This is a genomic window from Metapseudomonas phytobenefica (genome assembly GCF_043392685.1).
Taxonomy (GTDB): domain Bacteria; phylum Pseudomonadota; class Gammaproteobacteria; order Pseudomonadales; family Pseudomonadaceae; genus Metapseudomonas.
Genome location: NZ_JBHZGM010000023.1, coordinates 47,101 through 65,332, shown reverse-complemented (window position 1 = coordinate 65,332; position 18,232 = coordinate 47,101). Strand labels below are relative to the sequence as shown.

11 protein-coding genes are annotated in these 18,232 nt (G+C 67.8%); 5 read left to right on the top strand and 6 right to left on the bottom strand.

Annotated features, from left to right (window positions below; translation table 11 throughout):
• Positions 1–23 precede the first annotated feature (23 nt).
• A complete protein-coding gene (locus tag ACFW0B_RS18170; RefSeq protein WP_449150424.1) occupies positions 24–4,436 on the bottom strand; it encodes a DEAD/DEAH box helicase in 4,413 nt (1,470 codons plus the stop codon).
• A gap of 261 nt (positions 4,437–4,697) precedes the next feature.
• Between ACFW0B_RS18170 and ACFW0B_RS18165 the strand changes: the two genes are divergently transcribed.
• From ACFW0B_RS18165 to ACFW0B_RS18155, 3 genes are all read left to right on the top strand, one after another.
• Positions 4,698–5,744 carry a class I SAM-dependent methyltransferase gene (locus ACFW0B_RS18165; RefSeq protein ID WP_449150398.1) on the top strand — a complete coding sequence of 349 codons (1,047 nt, stop codon included), beginning with the start codon at positions 4,698–4,700 and terminating at the stop codon, positions 5,742–5,744.
• 240 nt (positions 5,745–5,984) lie between these two features.
• The gene (ppnN, locus tag ACFW0B_RS18160) at positions 5,985–7,382 is read left to right on the top strand and encodes a nucleotide 5'-monophosphate nucleosidase PpnN (protein WP_449150397.1); all 1,398 of its coding nucleotides are present in this window, start codon (positions 5,985–5,987) and stop codon (positions 7,380–7,382) included.
• A 167-nt stretch (positions 7,383–7,549) separates the two neighbouring features.
• Entirely contained in the window at positions 7,550–8,821 is a 1,272-nt protein-coding gene (locus ACFW0B_RS18155; RefSeq protein ID WP_449150396.1) for an MFS transporter, read from the top strand.
• 3 nt (positions 8,822–8,824) lie between these two features.
• Here ACFW0B_RS18155 and ACFW0B_RS18150 read toward each other — a convergent pair whose 3' ends face one another.
• Positions 8,825–10,297, bottom strand: coding sequence for an aldehyde dehydrogenase family protein (locus tag ACFW0B_RS18150; RefSeq protein ID WP_449150395.1), 1,473 nt, complete (start codon positions 10,295–10,297; stop codon positions 8,825–8,827).
• Positions 10,298–10,491: 194 nt separating this feature from the next.
• On the opposite strand from ACFW0B_RS18150, the gene ACFW0B_RS18145 reads away from it, so the two are divergent.
• Entirely contained in the window at positions 10,492–11,223 is a 732-nt protein-coding gene (locus ACFW0B_RS18145; protein ID WP_449150394.1) for a class II aldolase and adducin N-terminal domain-containing protein, read from the top strand.
• 232 nt (positions 11,224–11,455) lie between these two features.
• Here the strand turns inward: ACFW0B_RS18145 and ACFW0B_RS18140 are convergent, their stop codons facing one another.
• Genes ACFW0B_RS18140 through ACFW0B_RS18130 form a run of 3 tightly spaced genes read right to left on the bottom strand, consistent with a single transcriptional unit; the run spans position 11,456 to position 15,362 of the window.
• Positions 11,456–12,496: a GlxA family transcriptional regulator gene (locus tag ACFW0B_RS18140; RefSeq protein WP_449150393.1), complete on the bottom strand. Its 1,041-nt coding sequence runs from the start codon at positions 12,494–12,496 to the stop codon at positions 11,456–11,458.
• 18 nt (positions 12,497–12,514) lie between these two features.
• A complete protein-coding gene (locus tag ACFW0B_RS18135; RefSeq protein WP_449150392.1) occupies positions 12,515–14,170 on the bottom strand; it encodes a choline dehydrogenase in 1,656 nt (551 codons plus the stop codon).
• A 22-nt stretch (positions 14,171–14,192) separates the two neighbouring features.
• Positions 14,193–15,362 carry an aromatic ring-hydroxylating oxygenase subunit alpha gene (locus ACFW0B_RS18130; RefSeq protein ID WP_449150391.1) on the bottom strand — a complete coding sequence of 390 codons (1,170 nt, stop codon included), beginning with the start codon at positions 15,360–15,362 and terminating at the stop codon, positions 14,193–14,195.
• Between the two features lie 276 nt (positions 15,363–15,638).
• Between ACFW0B_RS18130 and ACFW0B_RS18125 the strand changes: the two genes are divergently transcribed.
• Positions 15,639–16,583 carry a choline ABC transporter substrate-binding protein gene (locus tag ACFW0B_RS18125; RefSeq protein ID WP_449150390.1) on the top strand — a complete coding sequence of 315 codons (945 nt, stop codon included), beginning with the start codon at positions 15,639–15,641 and terminating at the stop codon, positions 16,581–16,583.
• A 129-nt stretch (positions 16,584–16,712) separates the two neighbouring features.
• On the opposite strand, the gene ACFW0B_RS18120 is transcribed toward ACFW0B_RS18125, so the two are convergent.
• Entirely contained in the window at positions 16,713–18,191 is a 1,479-nt protein-coding gene (locus tag ACFW0B_RS18120) for a DNA recombination protein RmuC (protein WP_459251719.1), read from the bottom strand.
• Positions 18,192–18,232: the final 41 nt, after the last annotated feature.

The window sequence follows — 18,232 nt, the reverse complement described above, 5'->3', positions numbered from 1 at the left end:
CAAGGTGAGTGCCCAACCCGCACCTACAACGGCATCCGCGCCCGGCGTGACTGCTGCCCCAGTGGCGTCGCGGCCGGCTGGCGGATCAGCGCCGCGCGCCATTCATGGGCGGTGGCCGGATCGGCGTCCTGCAGCAGGTGCACCTTGCCCGCCACCAGGGTCGCCACTGGCACTCCATCACGGAAGAGCAGGCGATTGCCCAGCACGGCCGGTACCTTGCTGCCGTTCAGCATAGTCCCTAGCAGGTTCAGTGGATCACAGGCGGCAAGGCTGACCAGGCTGCCATCCAGCGGGCGCTTGCGGACTTCCCGCAACAGGCCGACGGCTTCCGGCAGGGCGAACTGCTCGCCGGATACCCCGGCCACGAAACGCCCACCGCGAATTTCGCCGCGTGCTTCCAGGCGGTGATAAACCCGCAACAGGTCGCGCCAGGGAGGCAGCCAGCCGGCTTCCCGTTCCAGCAGGCGCCAGCCCACCACGCCGTAGCGGCGCAGCAGGGTGCGCGCCACATGCTCCAGGCTCTCGGTCGGAACCTTGCCGTTTCCCTCCTCCGCCTTGCCCCGCAACAGCGCCCAGCGGCCGGCGTCCTGCATATTGGCCAGGGTCAGGCGGGCGCGACGGTCGTGACGGCTGCGGCGCGCGGCCGGCAGCAGCAGGGAGCGCAGGCCGGCAAAGCTGTCGGCGTTGGCCAGGCCCAGCGCCACCAACTCGCCGAGGCAATCCTCCAGCTCGCTGCGCAACAGGTGGGCTTCGTCCATCAATTCGTCGAAGAACAGCGCCCCCTGACTGGCCAGCACCTGGTGCACCCGCTCGGCGCGCGGGGAGGGTTCCGGGGTCGGTGCATCCTGCAGGCAGGCTCGCCAGAGGCCCAGGCTCTTGCGCGGCAAGAGCAGGATGGGCGTGCTGCGCACCGGCCCCGCAGCCACCTTGCCGCGCCCACCCAAACGGCACCAGACCAACCGGCCGGCGCGGCACAGGTCATCCAGCCAGTTGATGCCGTAGTCGGCCACGCGGCTGGGCAATATCTCGCTTTCCCAGGCACCGGCTGCGGCTTCGTAACCCTCCAGCTGCCCCAGCACCGTGGCCAGGGCTTCGGCACCGCGCACCTGGGCAGAAGGCGCGACGCGCTGCCAGTCGAACAGGAAACGCATGAAATCGGCGCGCTCCACCGGTTCGATCTCCCGGCGCAAGCGCTTGACCGTGTAGCGGTGGATGCGCGCCAGCAGATGGCGCTCGCACCATTCCTCTTCCTTCGCTCCGGGGGTGAAGCGGCCACGCAGCATCTGGCCTTCCCGCTCCAGGCTGGCCAGGGCGAAGCTCAGGTCCGCAGGGCTCTGGTGCAGATCGCCAGCCAGTTTCGCCAGCGTCAGCGGCGCGAAACCGCCAAGCCGGGCGCGCACCACTTCCAGCAGCGCCGTCTCCACGGGCCATTCGGCGGTAAAGCCCTCGGGCGCCGTAATGGCCGGCCTGAAAACAGCATCCGCAAACAGGGCGCGGAACTGTTGCAGCCGCTCGGCCGCCAGCCACAGGGCCGGCTGCCCATCCAGGTGCAGGCAGGCGACGCGGCGGGCCTCGGCCAGTTGCGCCAGCCAGCCGCTCCAGCCTTGATTGGCCGCCACTTCGGCCTGGGTGATGCAGGCCAGGGCCAGCACCGCTTCGTGCATTTCATCGGCGTCCCGCACCTGGGGCCAGGCTTCCCCGGCCACCGCCGCGATGGCCTCGGCGTCCAGCGCGCCCAGGTCGTCGGCGGATTCCGGGTCGCTCCAGCGGCGTTGCTGCACGGCCTGGGTACGCCGCTCTTCCAGCGGCGCATCGTCGAGGAAGGCATAAGGGCGCGCGCCGAGGATTTCCGCGGCCAGGGCCGACGGCGCCGGCAGGTCGCGGGCGACCAGTTCCACCTCGCCGCGCTCCATGCGCCGCAACAGCGCCAGCCAGCCTTCGCTATCCATGGCGTCGTGCAGGCAATCGTCGAGGGTCTGGGCCACCAGCGGGTGATCGGGAATCTCGCGCTCGCCCACCAGGTTCTCCTGGCAGGCCACCTGGTCGGGGAAGACGCTGGCCAGCAGGTCCTCGCTGCGCATGCGCTGGATCTGCAGCGCCACCTTGCGGCCACCGGAGTACCGCGGCAGGGCCAGCGCGGCAGCGGCATTCCAGCGCCAGCGCACGCCGAACAGCGGCGCGTCGAGGATGGCCTGGATCAGCAGGTGTTCGGCGCTGCTGGAATGCAGATAGCGCCAGACTTCCTCCAGCGGGAAGCTGTGGCTGGTGGACAGCGAGAGGATCAGCGCATCCTCGGTGGCCGCCGCCTGCAGCTCGAAGTTGAAGCTGCGGCAGAAGCGCTTGCGCAGCGCCAGGCCCCAGGCACGGTTGAGCCGGCTGCCGAAGGGCGAATGGATGATCAGTTGCATGCCGCCGGATTCGTCGAAGAAGCGCTCCATCACCAGCCGCCGTTGGGTCGGCAACGCCCCCAGCGCAGCCCTGGCCCGCGCCAGGTATTCGACGATCTGCCGCGCCGCCGCTTCGCTGAGGCCAACCTGCTCGCGCAGTCCCTCAACAGCCCGCTCGATGCCTTCCGCTCGCTCGGACAGCTCCCCTCTCCCCCTGGGAGAGGGGCCGGGGGTGAGGGCTGCATCAGCACGCTCGGACTCCACCATCCATCCTTCAACCCGCTCCCGCAACCTCGCCACTGCCGCCGACAGTTCATCGGTGCGCCCCGGCGCCTCCCCCAGCCAGAAGGGAATGTTCGGCGGCTGGCCCTGGGCGTCCTCCACCCGCACCCGTCCCGGCTCCACGCGGAGGATGCGATAGCACTGGTTGCCCAGCTGGAACACATCGCCGGCCAGGCTCTCCACGGCAAAATCCTCGTGCACGCTGCCCACCGGCACGCCCTGGGGTTCCAGCAGCACCGCGTAGTCGGCGGTGTCGGGAATCGCGCCACCGGAGGTGATGGCGGTCAGGCGCGCGGAACGCCGGCCACGCAGGCGGCGATTCAGCGCATCGCGGTGCAGGTAGGCGCCACGCACGCCCTGGCGGCCGTTGTAGCCCTCGGACAGCATCCTCACCAAGGCATCGAAGCGCTCCCGCGCCAGGTCCGCATAGGGCATGGCGCGGATCATCAGGCGGTACAGCTCGTCCTCGCCCCACTCCTGGCAGGCCACCTCGGCCACCATCTGCTGGGCCAGCACATCCAGCGGCGCATGGGGGATGACCAACGCATCCAGTTCGTCGCGGCGCACGCAATCGAGCAAGGCCGCGCACTCGATCAGGTCGTCCCGCGATTGCGGGAACAGCCGCCCCTTGGGCGTGCCGCCGACGCTGTGGCCGGAGCGGCCGACCCGCTGCAGGAAGGTGGCGATGCTGCGTGGCGAACCGAGCTGGCAGACCAGCTCCACGTCACCGATGTCGATGCCCAGCTCCAGCGAGGCGGTGGCCACCAGCACCTTGAGCTCGCCACGCTTGAGGCGCTGCTCGGCGTCCAGGCGCAGTTCCCGCGCCAGGCTGCCGTGGTGGGCGGCCACGGCGGCAGTGCCCAGGCGCTCGGAAAGATGGCGGGTGACGCGCTCAGCCAGGCGCCGGGTGTTGACGAAAACCAGGGTGGTGCGATGTTCGGCGACCAGTTCGGCCAGGCGGTCGTAGACCTTCTCCCAGGCCTCATTGCTCAGCACCACTTCCAGCGGCACCGGCGGCACTTCGAGGGCCAGGTCGCGCTCGCGGCTGTAGCCCACGTCCACCAGGGTGCAGGCACCCCGGCCCTGGCCCATGAGGAACGCCGCCACACGCTCGATGGGTTTCTGCGTGGCGGACAGGCCGATGCGCTGCAGGCTGCGTCCGCACAGGGCTTCCAGGCGCTCGGCGCTGAGCATCAGGTGGCTGCCGCGCTTGCTGCCGGCGATGGCGTGGATCTCATCGATGATCAGGTTGCGGCAGCCGGCCAGCATGGCTCGGCCCGATTCGGAGCCGAGCAGGATGTAGAGGGATTCCGGCGTGGTCACCAGGATGTGCGGCGGGCGCTTGCGCATGGCGTCGCGCTCGGCCTGGGGCGTATCACCGGTGCGCACGGCGGTGCGGATAGCCACATCCGCAAGCCCCAGCCGCGAAAGCTCCGCGCGGATGCCCGCCAGGGGTTCTTCCAGGTTGATGCGGATGTCATTGGACAACGCCTTCAGCGGTGAGACGTAGACCACCGTGCAGCGATCCGGCAGGCCGCCTTGCTCCAGCCCTTCATGGACCAGTTCGTCGATGGCGGAGAGGAAGGCGGTAAGGGTCTTGCCCGAACCGGTGGGCGCCGCCACCAGGGTGCTCGCGCCACCGCGTATGGCCGGCCAGGCGCGGGCCTGGGCTGCCGTCGGCGCGGGGAAGCGAGTGCGGAACCAGGCGGCGACGGCGGGATGGAAACCCTCCAGCGCAGCCGGTGCGGATGAGCGGGTCGAGGTCATGGCTTCCACTATGGTTGCCCCGCCACCGCCGCTCAAGGGGGACGGACCGATGGTCGCCACGCCAGTGCGGTAGGCCACTCATCGGCTTGGATGAGCGGCCGGCAATAAGCCATTGTCGGGCCACTAAACTGAAAGTGTCCCGTGATTGCGGGACTCGAAGGGAGCCACTCCAGCTACACACGACTCGGCTGCCGCGGCTCCCTCCACAAAGGCTCCCCGCCGCTTTTCGCGAGCTGCCCGCTCGTCGAAGGAGAACAGGCAATGGACGAATCCAGGCTCAACGCGTTCATGGGCAAGCTGGTCTCCGACATGGGCGGCGCGGCGATGCTCGCCAATATCATCGTCGGCGACGAACTCGGCCTGTATCGCGCCATGGCCGACAGCCAGCCGGTGACCCCGGAGGAGCTGGCCAGCCGCACCGGTTGCAACGCACGCCTGCTGCGCGAATGGCTCAGCGCCCATGCCGCCTCCGGCTACATGGAGCACGACCACGGGCGCTTCCGGCTGCCGGAAGAACAGGCACTCGCCCTGGCGGTGGAAGACTCGCCGGTGTACGTGGCCGGCGGGGCCTCGGTCATCGCCGCGCTGTTCCACGACAAGGACAAGCTGGTGAAAGCCATGCGCGGCGACGGCGCCCTGGCCTGGGGTGACCACCACCCGTGCATGTTCAGCGGCACCGAGCGCTTCTTCCGCCCCGGCTACCGCGCCCACCTGGTGAGCGAGTGGCTGCCGGCCCTGGACGGCGTGGTGGACAAGCTCAAGGCTGGCGCCAAGGTCGCCGACGTCGGCTGCGGTCACGGCGCTTCCACCGTGATCCTGGCCCAGGCCTTTCCCGCCTCTAGCTTCATCGGCTTCGACTACCACGGCCCGTCCATCGAAACCGCCAACAAGCGGGCCCGGGAAGGCGGCGTGGCGGACCGCGCCACCTTCGCCCAGGCCAGCGCCAAGGACTACCCCGGCGACGGCTTCGATCTGATCTGTTACTTCGACTGCCTGCACGACATGGGCGACCCGGTGGGCGCCGCCAGGCACGCCTACCAGACCCTGAAGCCCGACGGCACCGTGCTCCTGGTCGAACCCTTCGCCAACGATGCGCTGGACGACAACATGACGCCGGTGGGACGCCTGTTCTACTCGGCCTCCACCTTCATCTGCACCCCCAACTCCCTGTCCCAGGAAGTCGGCCTCGGCCTTGGCGCCCAGGCCGGCGAAGCGCGCCTGCGCAAGGTGTTCGAAGAGGCCGGCTTCACGAGCTTCCGCCGCGCCACGGAAACGCCGTTCAACCTGATCCTCGAAGCGCGCAAGTGAAGCGACCGCTGGGGCGGCGTGCCGCCCGCGCCTGCAACATCTCCGAAAAAGTCCTTGTCAGACAGGGAGTAATCTCGCTATTACGCTGATCCAGAGCGCCGAAACTTTCCGCAATCCGTCCGTAACCCCGCAGTGCCCATATAAGAAACACCGCCTCAATCTGCGCCATGGAAATCGGCGCCCAGCATTCCGCCGCGTCGGGTCGACCGGCCCTCCGGCATCGTTGCAAGGAAATTCCGAATGCCCAGAAGACAAGTCATCAATGCCCAGGTCAGCCCCAAGGGCGCCCTCGACACCCTCTCCCAATTCGAAGTGCAGCAGCTCAGCGAAGCCGGTTCCGGCCGCATGTACCAGCTGTTCCGCCAGTGCGCCCTGGCCATCCTCAACACCGGCGCCCACAGCGACAACGCCAAGACCATTCTCGACGCCTACAAGGACTTCGAAGTCCGTATCCACCAGCAGGAACGTGGCGTACGCCTGGAGCTGATCAACGCCCCGGCCGACGCCTTCGTCGACGGCGAGATGATCGCCAGCACCCGCGAGATGCTGTTCAGCGCCCTGCGCGACATCGTCCACACGGAGAACGAACTCAAAAGCCGCCGCTTCGACCTGGAAAGCTCCGAAGGCATCACCGACTACGTTTTCCAGCTGCTGCGCAACGCCCGCACCCTGCGCGCCGGCGTCGAGCCGAAGATAGTCGTGTGCTGGGGCGGCCACTCCATCAGCACCGACGAATACAAGTACACCAAGAAGGTCGGCCACGAACTGGGCCTGCGCAGCCTGGACATCTGCACCGGTTGCGGACCGGGCGTGATGAAAGGCCCGATGAAGGGCGCCACCATAGGCCACGCCAAGCAGCGCATCCACGGCGGCCGCTACCTGGGCCTGACCGAGCCGGGCATCATCGCCGCCGAAGCCCCCAACCCCATCGTCAACGAACTGGTGATCCTCCCGGACATCGAGAAGCGCCTGGAGGCCTTCGTTCGCGTGGGCCACGGCATCATCATCTTCCCCGGCGGCGCCGGTACGGCGGAGGAGTTCCTCTACCTGCTGGGCATCCTGATGCACCCGGACAACAAGGACCTGCCCTTCCCCCTGGTGCTCACCGGGCCGAAGAGCGCGGCGGCCTATCTGGAGCAGTTGCACGCCTTCGTCGGCGCCACCCTCGGCGAGGCCGCGCAAAGCCGCTACAAGATCATCATCGACGACCCGGCCGCCGTGGCCATCGAGATGGCCCAGGGCCTGAAGGCGGTGAAGCAGTTCCGCCGCGACCGCGCCGATGCCTTCCACTTCAACTGGCTGCTGAAGATCGACGAACGCTTCCAGCGCCCGTTCGAACCCTCCCACGAGAACATGGCCAGCCTAGAACTGCGCCGTAACCTGCCGCCCCATGAACTGGCCGCGAACCTGCGCCGGGCGTTCTCCGGCATCGTCGCCGGCAACGTCAAGGACAAGGGCATCCGCCTGATCGAGCAGCACGGTCCCTACGAGATCCACGGCGACGCCGCAGTGATGCAGCCGCTGGACGAGCTGCTCAAGGCCTTCGTCCGCCAGCACCGGATGAAGCTGCCGGGCGGCGCGGCCTATGAGCCCTGCTATCGGGTGGTGCAGAGCGAGGCAGCCAAGCTGGTCGGCTAATACCGCTGGATTGGGGGACTGCAATGTGCGAATTCATTCGCGAATGAATTCGCACAACCTCGCTCCCACAACCTCGCTCCTACAGGAAAGGACCGGGTTACGCGGTCGCGGGATGCCGCGCTCGGGGCTAGGCTCTCCGGGACGCTCCACAGGGGGAATAAAGCGCCATGCGATCCAGCCTCGCCTCCGGCGTGACGCGCCGGGAAATCTGGGCCTGGGCGATGTTCGACTTCGCCAACTCCGGCTACACCACGGTGATCATCACCGCCGTTTTCAACGCCTACTTCGTCGCCGTGGTAGCCGAAGGGAAATCCTGGGGCACCCTGGCCTGGACCAGTACCCTCGCCCTCTCCTATGCCCTGGTGATCCTCACCGCACCGCTGATCGGCGCCTATGCTGACGCCACCGCACGCAAGAAACGCCTGCTGGCGTTCAGCGCCCTCGGCTGCGTGATCTTCACCGCAGCGCTGGCCCTGGCCGGGCCGGGCGCTTTGGCCCTGGCGGTGCTCTTCGTGGTGCTGTCGAACTTCTGCTTCGGCACCGGAGAAAACCTGATCGCCGCCTTCCTGCCCGAACTCGCCCGCGATGACGCACTGGGCCGGGTCTCCGGCTGGGGCTGGGGGCTGGGCTACATCGGCGGGCTGGTCAGTCTCGGTGCCTGCCTGGGCTATGTCAGCTGGGCCCAGGGGCAGGGGCAGACCGCCGCGCAGTTCGTGCCGGTCTGCGTGATCATCACCGCCCTGCTCTTCGCCCTCGCCAGCACCCCGACCTTCCTCTACCTGAAGGAGCGCAGCCAGCCGCAACCGGCGGTGGCGGGCGGTGCCTGGGCACGCTTCGCCCGGACCCTGCGCGAGGCCGGACGCTACCGCGACCTGATGCGCTTCCTCGCCTGCACCGTCTGCTACCAGGCAGGCATCGCCGCGGTGATCAGCCTGGCGGCCATCTACGCCGATCAGGTGATGGGCTTCAGCACCCAGGACACCCTGTTGCTGATCTTCATCGTCAACATCACTGCCTCCATCGGCGCGGTGCTGTTCGGCTGGCTGCAGGACCGCATCGGCCACCGCCCGACCCTGGCGCTGACCTTGCTGGGCTGGCTGGCCATGGTGGGGATGATCTGGCTGGCCAGCGGCCCGGCCCTGTTCTGGGCCGCCGCCAACATCGCCGGGCTGTGCATGGGCGCCAGCCAGTCGGCGGGGCGCGCCATCGTCGGCCTGCTCGCCCCGCCCACGCGGCTGGCGGAGTTCTTCGGGCTCTGGGGCCAGGCGGTGAAGCTCTCCGCCATCCTCGGCCCCATGACCTACGGCCTGGCCAACTGGCTGTCCGGTGGCGATCACCGCCTCGCCATGCTGATCACCGGCAGCTACTTCGTGGTCGGCCTGCTGCTTCTGGCCAGCGTGCGCCTGGAGCGCGGGCGGCGGGCGGCGCTGGCCGGCTGAGGATCAAACGCCGAACCAGTTCAGCGCGGCCGGGCTGGTGTTCAGGTAGAGGTGCTTGAACTCACTGAACTCATCCAGCCCGGCCCGCGACAGCTCACGGCCAATGCCGCTGGACTTGTAGCCGCCCCAGGGCGCCTGGGGGAAGGCGGCGTTGTAGTCGTTGATCCACACGGTGCCGGCCCGCAGCCGGCGTGCCACGCGATGGGCCTTGGCGAGATCGCGGGTCCAGACACCGGCGGCCAGGCCGAAGGGCGTGCCGTTGGCCAGTTGCAGCGCCTCATCCTCGCCGTCGAAACGCTCGACGGTGATCACCGGGCCGAAGATTTCTTCGCGGGCGATGCGCATCTCCCCACGCACGTTGCCCAGCAAGGTGGGCTCCAGCCAGAAGCCCCGCTCGAACCCCTCGCCCTGGGGAATCCGTCCACCGGCCAGGAGCCGGGCGCCTTCGGCCAGCGCACCGTTCACCATGCCCAGGACCTGATCGCGCTGGCTGGCGGAGATCACCGGCCCCATCTGCGTGCCGGCGGCCAGCCCGGCGCCCAGGCGGATGCGCCGCACCCGTTCAGCCAGCGCCGCGACGAAGTCGTCATGGAGGCCCGCTTCCACCAGCAGCCGCGAGCCCGCCGAGCAGACCTGGCCGGCGTTGAAGTAAACGGCATTGAGCGCCTGATCCAGGGCCACTTCGAAATCGGCATCGGCGAAAACGATATTGGGGTTCTTGCCGCCCAACTCCAGCGCCACCCGTTTGAAGTTGCCGCTGGCCGCACGCATCACCTTGCCACCCGCCGTGGCGCCGCCGGTCAGGGATACCAGGTCGACATCCGGACTGGCGGCCAGAAGCTCGCCGATCTCACCCGGCCCGGTGAGCAGGTTGAAGACCCCGGCCGGCAATCCCACGCGCTCGATCAGTTCGCACAGGCGCAGGGCCGTCAGCGGCGTCAGGCTACTCGGCTTGACCACCAGGGTGTTGCCGGCCGCCAGCGCCGGGGCGACCTTCCACGCCAGTTGCAGCAAGGGATAGTTCCACGGCGCGATCAGCGCGCAGACGCCCACCGGCTCGCGCTGGTTGAGGCTGATGACATGGGCCGGCGCCTGGGTGTTCGTCGCGCCGCCCTCGCCTTCCAGCAGGGCGGCGTAGAAGCGGAAGGTCGCCACCACATTGGCCACGTCGCCCTGGCTCTCGCCCAGGGTCTTGCCGGCGTTGAGGGTTTCCAGCCGCGCCAGGTGCTCGCCATCGGCCTCGATGGCCTCGGCGATGCGCCGCAGGATCGCGGCCCGCTCGCAGACACCCAGCCAGGACCAGTCACCCCGATCGAAGGCCTTGCGGGCAGCGCCGATGGCGGCCTCGGCATCCGCCGCGCCGGCCACCGCCACCTGCGCCAGCACGTCCTCGTTGGCCGGGTTGATCACTGGCCGCAGCCGGGGCTCGACCGGGTCGCACCACTGGCCGTCGATGAAGAGTGGGTGGGTCGCCATGCTCGTCTCCTGGGTTCGGACTGAAGGTGGCGTCACTGTCGGCCAGGCCGCTGGCGTGCGGTTGATGAAATGCGGCGAAACGCTGGCGCATTGCGTCGGTTGAACGAACGCGCCAGGGAAGGTCGCTCCATATCAAGTCGCCCGGCTTCGGCTCCCTAGACTCGAAACCAGCAACCCACCCACATGGAGCCCCCATGGACAAGCTCGATCACTGGCAGGCGCGGGTCGACCTCGCCTGCGCCTTCCGCTGGGCCGCCCGCCTGGGCCTGCACGAGGCCATCGCCAACCACTTCAGCCTGGCGGTATCGGCCGATGGCCGGCAGTTCCTGATCAACCCCTATGGCAAGCATTTCTCGGAAATCCGCGCCAGCGACCTGATCCTGGTGGACGCCGACGACCCGGGCACCCTCGACCGCCCCGATGCTCCGGACATCACCGCCTGGGCCCTGCACGGCGCCCTGCACCGCAACCAGCCCCAGGCCCGTTGCGTGCTGCACACCCATTCGAAATACGCCACGGCCCTCGCCTGCCTGGCCGACTCGACGCTGCCGCCCATCGAGCAGAACTGCATGCGCTTCTTCGAGCGCGTGGCGATCGACGAAGGCTTCGACGGCATGGGCCTGGGTGACGAAGCCGAGCGGGTCAGCCGCCTGCTGGACGGCAAGCCGGTGCTGCTGATGGGCAACCACGGCGTGATGGTCGCCGCCACCAGCGTGGCCCAGGCCTTCGACGACCTCTACTACTTCGAGCGTGCCTGCGAGACCTACATCACCGCGCTGTCCACCGGCCGGCCGCTGCGCATCGCCAGCGAGGAGGTAGCGCGCAAGACGGCACGGCAATGGCTGGACTATCCGGACTTCGCCGAAAGGCACTTCACGGCGCTCCGGCGCATTCTCGATCGGGAAGAGGTGGAGTACCGGTTGTGAAGGTGACCTTGTGGGGGCGAATTCATTCACCAGGCTTTGGGAGCGACTTCAGTCGCGAAAGCAGGCCGAAGGTCTGCCCTTGAGAGTCCGAGCGGGGCTTACAACCCTCTCCCCCGCCCCCTCTCCCTGAAGGGAGAGGGGTGACTCGCGCCGGCCGCTCCGTGCTATCCGGCATGCACCGCCCCTGTGGGGGCGATTTCAATCACTTAGCGGATCGCAGATCCGCCCTTCCCTACGCGCCCTTTCGCGTCAGCGGCTGGCGCATCACCGGGGCGGTCCAGGTCTGGCTGCGGTCCTCGCTGGGTGGGCAACCGAAGCGGGCGCGGTAGGCGCGGGAGAAATGTTCCAGGGAGCCGAAGCCGGAACTGGCGGCGACCTGGGCGACGCTGAGGCTGGTCTGTTGCAGCAGGTTATGGGCACGGGCCAGGCGCAGGGCGATGTAGTACTTCAGCGGCGACAGCCCGGTGTGCTGCTTGAACTGGCGCTCCAGTTGCCGGCGCGACAGGCCGACGCGGCTGGCGATGGCCTCGCAGTCCAGCGGCTCTTCCAGGGTCTGCTCCATCAGCCGGACGGCGCGGCGCAGCTTGCCCTCGTGCAGCGGTTCGCCTTTCTGGCCGTCGTCCAGCTGGCTCTCCGTGGGCGCACGGACCTGGCCCACCAGCAGGTGCATGCCGATCTCCCGCGCCAGGTCCGCGTCGATCCGGCTGCCCAGCCAGGTCAGCATCATGTCCAGGATGGCGGCGGCACCGGCGCAGGTCAGGCGCTGGCGGTCCAGGCAGTAGAGCTGGGCGCGGGAGCGCACCTTGGGATAACTCTCCTGGAAGCCCGGCAGGTTGTCCCAGTGCACCGCAGCGTCATAGCCATCCAGCACGCCGGCGGCGGCCAGAAGTTCGGTGCCGGTCTCAACCCCCACGAGTACGGAGCCGAACAGCGCCTGCTTGCGCAGCCAGCTCTTGAGCAGGTTGTTGCGGCAATGCCGGTGCACGTCGAAGCTGGCGATGACGAAGCACAGGTCGAATTCCTGCTCCGGGCTGATGCCCGCCTCCACCTGGCTGGACAGGCCATTGCTGGCCTGTACCGGCTGGCCGTCCAGCGACAGCAGGGTCCACTGGAACAGGGTCTTCTGGCTCAGCCAGTTGGCGATGGCCAGCGGCTCGGCCACCGCCGCCAGGCCCAGGCTGGGGAATGACGGCAACAGCAACAGGCCGACACGCAGCGTGCTGTCGCCGCCCAGCGGGCGTTCCCGGGAGTTCAGGCCTTCCACGTTCGGCATCTCTGGTCAGTGCTCCGCTTATCGTTGTTGTCCACGCCAGTCCGGATGGGTCCACACCGGGACCCTGGCCGCAGGCAGGGGTGCCTGGCCCCGGATCATATCGCTGGCCTTCTCCGCGATCATCACGGTCGGTGCATTGGTATTGCCACTGACGATGATTGGCATGATCGATGCGTCCACCACCCGCAGTCCTTCCAGCCCGTGTACCCGCAGCTGCGGATCGACCACCGCCTCCGGGTCGGACGCCGGCCCCATCTTGCAGGTGCCGCTGGCGTGGTAACCGGTTTCGGTCACGCGCCGGGCCCAGGCGTCCAGGGCCTGGTCGCTGAGGTTCTCCGGCCCCGGCACCAGCTCCTGGCCTTTCAGCGCACGCATGGCCGGCTGTTCGATGATCTCCCGCACCAGCCGCGCGCCGGCGCGCATGTCGGCGCGGTCCTGCTCGGTCTGCAGGTAGTTGAAGCGGATGCGTGGCGGCAGACGCGGGTCGGCGCCGCGCAGGGTGACGCTGCCGAGGCTGGTGGGGCGCATCAGGTCGATATGGATCTGGAAGGCGTGCGCCGGCACCAGGTCGACACTGCCCGGCTGTACCGCGAGCGGCATGAAGGTGAGTTGCAGGTCCGGGTGCTCGACGCCCGCCCGCGAACGGATGAAGGCCCCGGCCTCGAAGTGGTTGCTGGCGGCCAGGCCGTCGTGGCTGGCGAACCAGCGTGCGCCGATCCACCATTTGCCCGGCGCGCGGGTCCAGGGGTAGATGGACACCGGTTGCTTGCACAGGTACTGCACCACGGTGTCGGGGTGATCGTTGAGGCGCCGGCCGACGCCGGGCAGGTCATGCACGACGGGCAGGCCATGGGCGCGGATTTCCTCCGCCGGGCCGACGCCCGACAGCAACAGCAGTTGCGGCGAGTTGATCGCCCCGGCGGCGAGTATCACTTCGCGGCGCGCTCGGGCCTGATGCACCTGGCCGTTCTGCTCGTACTCGATGCCGCTGGCGCGGCGCCCCTCGAAGAGAATCCGCAGGCTCAACGCGCCGGTGGCTACCGTGACGTTGCCGCGCTGCAGCGCCTCGGCCAGGTAGCCACGGGAGGTGCTCCAGCGCCGGCCCTTGCGGGTGGTGCGATCCACCGGGCCGAAGCCTTCCTGGCGGTAGCCGTTGAGGTCGCGGCTGCGCCCGTAGCCAGCTTCCACGCCGGCCTGGACGAAGGCGGCGCAGAGCGGCGTATCGATATTGCCCGCCGTCACGTGCAGGTGCCCGGCATCGCCGTGGTAGTCGTCAGCGCCGTGCTCGTGGTTCTCGGCACGGATGAAGTAGGGCAGCACTTCCTGGTAGCTCCAGCCGTGGCAGCCCTGCTCCGCCCAACTGTCGTAGTCGCGGGCATGGCCACGGATATAGACCATGCCGTTGATGGAGGAGGAGCCGCCCAGGGTGCGCCCGCGCGGGGTACCGATGCGGCGGTTGTCCAGCCAGGGTTCGGGTTCGGTGCTGTAGCTCCAGTTGTAGCGGCTGCCGCCCACCACTATGCCCACCGCCGAGGGCATGTCGATGGTCCAGCTGTGGTCCAGCGGGCCAGCTTCCAGCACCAGCACCTTCACGCCGGGCTCGGCGCCCAGGCGGTTGGCCAGCACGCAGCCGGCCGAGCCGGCGCCGACGATCAGGTAATCGAACTCGGACATGGCGCGTCCTCCGCAAGCGGGCTCAGGCCCGCTCCTGGCCGTGGATGCCCTGGAACACCAGGCGATGGAAGTGATGCACCAGGTGCTCGCTCTCGTTGCTGCGCTGGGCGTCGATCATGTAGCGGCCCTGGTCGTAGCCGAGGGAATGCAGGCCCTTCTGCACGGTGATGTTGAGCTCGATGTCCTCCGGGCCCAGCTCTTCGTTCATCCAGCGCATGCAGGCCTTGCTCACCTCGGCGGTCTCTTCGTTCGAGCTGTAGTAGCCGAAGCGCAGCAGCGAGCGCTCGGCGTCCAGCGGAATCATGATGAAGGTGCCGAGGAACTCGGAGAACGGGAAGGTATAGAAGGTGTTGTTCGGCCACATGCCGATGTTGAAGAAGCACTCGTCCGGGTTCAGGTCTTCCCGCAGCTTCACCCCGTAGGCTTCGCCGGCCTGGAGGTTGGCCGGGGCGATGTAGGTCCACCAGTTGTCCCGCTTGGTCAGGCGGTAGCCCTTGAAGTCGATCAGCTTGGCCAGGTCGATGTGGCAGGGTCCGGACAGCTTGAAGTGATAGCCCTCGATGGAGTTGTCCATGATCACCTTCCAGTTGGCCGGCACGATCACGTCCTGCTCCTCGATCAGGCGCATGCGTTCGAGGTCGGGGAAGACCCGGTGCATTTCCTCGTTGGCGCCGGGGAACAGCTCGTCCAGGGACGGCGCATTGGGGTCGAGGTTGAAGTAGATGAAGCCACCCATTTCCTCCACCCGCACCTGCGGGATGTTGAATTGCTGCATCTCGAAATCCTTCATGCGCTCGCAACGCGGCGCGCTGCGCAGGCTGCCGTCCATCTCGTAGCACCAGGAGTGGTAGGCGCAGCGCACCACCCCGCCGGTGGTGCCGCGACGGCCTTCCAGCAGGCGGTTGCCGCGGTGCTGGCAGACGTTGTGGAAGGCGCGGATCTCGCCCTTCATGTTGCGCGCCACCACCACGCTCTGGTCGAACAGGTCCACCACCACGTACTGGCCCGGCTCGCGGAACTCATTCTTGTGCCCGGCCACGTGCCAGGCGTGCATGAAGATGCGGTCGCGTTCGGCCTTGAACAGGCTCTCATCGAAGAAGTAGCGCGACGGCAGGGTGAAGGCGGTTTCCGGGTCCTGTTCGGCCCAGCCTTCGATGGAGGTTTGCAGCTTGATGGCTTCGACGGATTGCATGATCGGTACTCCTCCCAGGTGTTGTTCGTGCGGCTCGGCGGCCTGCTTCGGGAGCCAATCTAGGGGAGCGAAATTCAGCGGAATTGACGTCAAGCGACGAGTTGCCAGCGCAAAACATCAACACCTTCCCCCGCCATTCCTGGCTGCGGCAGAAGATGTCGTTTCCCATCAAGTGGCCGGTTCAGCCCTCCCTATGCTCGGGCAGGCGAAGGGGCCCGAAGAGCCCCGCTGCATCCCGCTGACTTCTGCCGTAGCCGCCCGATAGGAGCGTCAACCATGTCGAAGAAAGTCCTGTGCCTGCTCGCTGCATCCCTGTTCACCAGCCATTCGCTCACCGCCCTGGCGGCCGAGCCCGCCAGTTGCCGGACCGTGCGCATGGCGGAAGTCGGCTGGGCCGATATCTCCGCCACCACGGGCCTGGCCAGCACCCTGCTCAAGGGCCTGGGCTACAAGCCGCAGACCCAGCTGGCCTCCATCCCCATGGCCTACATGGGCATGGAGAAGAACAACATCGATGTGTACCTTGGGGCCTGGATGCCTTCGATGGAAGTGATCGCCAGGCCCTTCCTGGACAAGGGCAGCGTGGAGAAGGTGCGCACCAACCTGGTGGGCGCCAAGTACACCCTGGCGGTGCCGGAATACACCTTCGATGCCGGGCTGAAGGACTTCAAGGACATCGGCCGCTTCCGCCAGCAACTGGATGGGCGGATCTACGGCATCGAACCCGGCAACGACGGCAACCTGCTGATCCAGGGCCTGATCGACCAGGGCCAGTTCGGCCTCAACGGTTTCAAGCTGGTGGAGTCCAGCGAAGCCGGCATGCTGGTACAGGTGCGTCGCGCCGTGCAGGCGCAGAAACCCGTGGTGTTCCTGGCCTGGGAACCGCACCCGATGAACACGAAGTTCGCCATCCGCTACCTCAGCGGCGGCGACGCCAGCTTCGGCCCCAACTACGGCAGCGCGGTGGTGGATACCCACACCCGCAAGGGCTACAGCGCCGAGTGCGGCAACGTCGGCACCCTGCTGAAGAACCTGGAGTTCAGCCTGGCCATGGAAAACCAGATCATGGGCGCCATCCTCGACGACAAGGAACAACCCGAGGCGGCTGCCAAGGCCTGGCTGAAGGCCAATCCGCAGGTGCTGGAACAATGGCTGGCGGGGGTGAAGACCTACGACGGCGCGGAGGCGCTGCCGGCGGTGAAAGGAAGCCTGGGGCTGTAGGCAGGCCGCTCGCGGCATTCACGCAGGGTGAGCGGCGCGAATGAATGGGCTGTGTCTGCATTGGCTGTAGGAGCCAGCTTGCTGGCGAATGGCCCCGTTTCGCTAGCAAGCTAGCTCCTACAGGGGGACTTACCCCTCGATCTGCTCATCCAGCAGCGGCAACCCCGCTGCCCTTTCCAGCAGGTCATTGGGCAGGCTCTTGCTGGCGCGGGCGCCGAGAAGCTTGAGGTTTTCCGCCCGGCCGATGAGGTTGCCGCGGCCCTCCACCAGCTTGTTGCGGGCGTTGGCGTAGGCCTTGTCCAGCTGTTGCAGGCGGCTGCCCATCTCGTCCAGGTCCTGGACGAAGGCAACGAACTTGTCGTACAGCGCCCCGGCGCGCTCGGCGATCTCGCGGGCGTTCTGGCTCTGCCGCTCCTGGCGCCAGAGGCTGTCGATCACCCGCAGGGTAGCCAGCAGGGTGGTCGGGCTGACGATCACGATGTGCTGCTCGAAGGCTTCCTGGAACAATCCGGGATCGGCCTGCAGGGCGGCGGCGAAGGCGGCTTCGATGGGCACGAAGAGCAGCACGAAATCCAGGCTGTGCAGCCCTTCCAGGCGCTGGTAGTCCTTCACCGACAGGCCCTTGAGATGGCTGCGCAAGGACAGCACATGCTGCTTCAGGGCCTGGCTGCGGGCGGCCTCGTCGTCGGCGGCGATCAGCGCCTGGTAGGCGGTGAGGCTGACCTTGGCATCCACCACCACCTGCTTGTCCCCCGGCAGCTGGATCAGCACGTCGGGCTGGAAGCGCTCGCCTTCGGCACTCTTCAGGCTGACCTGGGTCTGGTACTCGCGCCCCTTCTCCAGGCCGGCATGCTCCAGCACCCGCTCCAGCACCAGCTCGCCCCAGTTGCCCTGGGTCTTCTGGCCTTTCAGGGCGCGGGTCAGGTTGGTGGCTTCGTCGCCCAGACGCTGGTTGAGCTGTTGCAGGCGCTCCAGTTCCTTGCCCAGGGAGAAACGCTCGCGGGCTTCCTGTTGATAGCTCTCTTCCACCCGCTTCTCGAAGGCCTGGATGCGTTCCTTGAGCGGGTCGAGCAACTGGCCGAGACGCTGCTGGCTGGTTTCGGCAAAGCGCTGCTCGCGCTCGTCGAAGATCTTCCCGGCCAGCTCGGCGAACTGCGCCCGCAGGTCGTCACGGGCCGCCTGCAGGTCGGTCATGCGCTGTTCATGGGACTCGCGCTGCTCCCGCAGTTCAGCTTCCAGGCTGGCGCGGTCGGCATCCAGGCGGCGCAGTTCGGCATCCTTGCGCTCGCGTTCCTGGTTCCAGGCCAGCAAGGCTTCCCGGGCGCTCTGGCGTTCGACTCCAAGCAACTCGGCCTCGCGGCGCAGGGCCGCCAGTTCGGCCTGCTGGGCGGCGTTGAGCTGGTTGAGCTCGCGATTTTCCTCGCGGCTGTCGTCCAGTTGCACGGCCAGACCGTCCTGGGCCAGTTGGGCATTGGCCAGGCGCTCTTCGAGCAGGGTGCGTTCGGTTTGCAGGGCAGTGAGCTTGCGCTGCTGTTGCCAGACCAGGCCCAGGAGGGGCACGGCGGCGACGAGCAGGCCGATCAACAGGTTGGGGATATCTAGGGGCATGAGCGGCTCCGCGCTGGAATGCCGGGAGTATACCCAGCCGC

What these genes read in the sequence shown, in the direction of transcription:
- ACFW0B_RS18170 (WP_449150424.1), bottom strand. Translation starts at nt 4,436, where the DNA reads ATGACCTCGACCCGCTCATCCGCACCGGCTGCGCTGGAGGGTTTCCAT.
- ACFW0B_RS18165 (WP_449150398.1), top strand. Translation starts at nt 4,698, where the DNA reads ATGGACGAATCCAGGCTCAACGCGTTCATGGGCAAGCTGGTCTCCGAC.
- ppnN (WP_449150397.1), top strand. Translation starts at nt 5,985, where the DNA reads ATGCCCAGAAGACAAGTCATCAATGCCCAGGTCAGCCCCAAGGGCGCC.
- ACFW0B_RS18155 (WP_449150396.1), top strand. Translation starts at nt 7,550, where the DNA reads ATGCGATCCAGCCTCGCCTCCGGCGTGACGCGCCGGGAAATCTGGGCC.
- ACFW0B_RS18150 (WP_449150395.1), bottom strand. Translation starts at nt 10,297, where the DNA reads ATGGCGACCCACCCACTCTTCATCGACGGCCAGTGGTGCGACCCGGTC.
- ACFW0B_RS18145 (WP_449150394.1), top strand. Translation starts at nt 10,492, where the DNA reads ATGGACAAGCTCGATCACTGGCAGGCGCGGGTCGACCTCGCCTGCGCC.
- ACFW0B_RS18140 (WP_449150393.1), bottom strand. Translation starts at nt 12,496, where the DNA reads ATGCCGAACGTGGAAGGCCTGAACTCCCGGGAACGCCCGCTGGGCGGC.
- ACFW0B_RS18135 (WP_449150392.1), bottom strand. Translation starts at nt 14,170, where the DNA reads ATGTCCGAGTTCGATTACCTGATCGTCGGCGCCGGCTCGGCCGGCTGC.
- ACFW0B_RS18130 (WP_449150391.1), bottom strand. Translation starts at nt 15,362, where the DNA reads ATGCAATCCGTCGAAGCCATCAAGCTGCAAACCTCCATCGAAGGCTGG.
- ACFW0B_RS18125 (WP_449150390.1), top strand. Translation starts at nt 15,639, where the DNA reads ATGTCGAAGAAAGTCCTGTGCCTGCTCGCTGCATCCCTGTTCACCAGC.
- ACFW0B_RS18120 (WP_459251719.1), bottom strand. Translation starts at nt 18,191, where the DNA reads ATGCCCCTAGATATCCCCAACCTGTTGATCGGCCTGCTCGTCGCCGCC.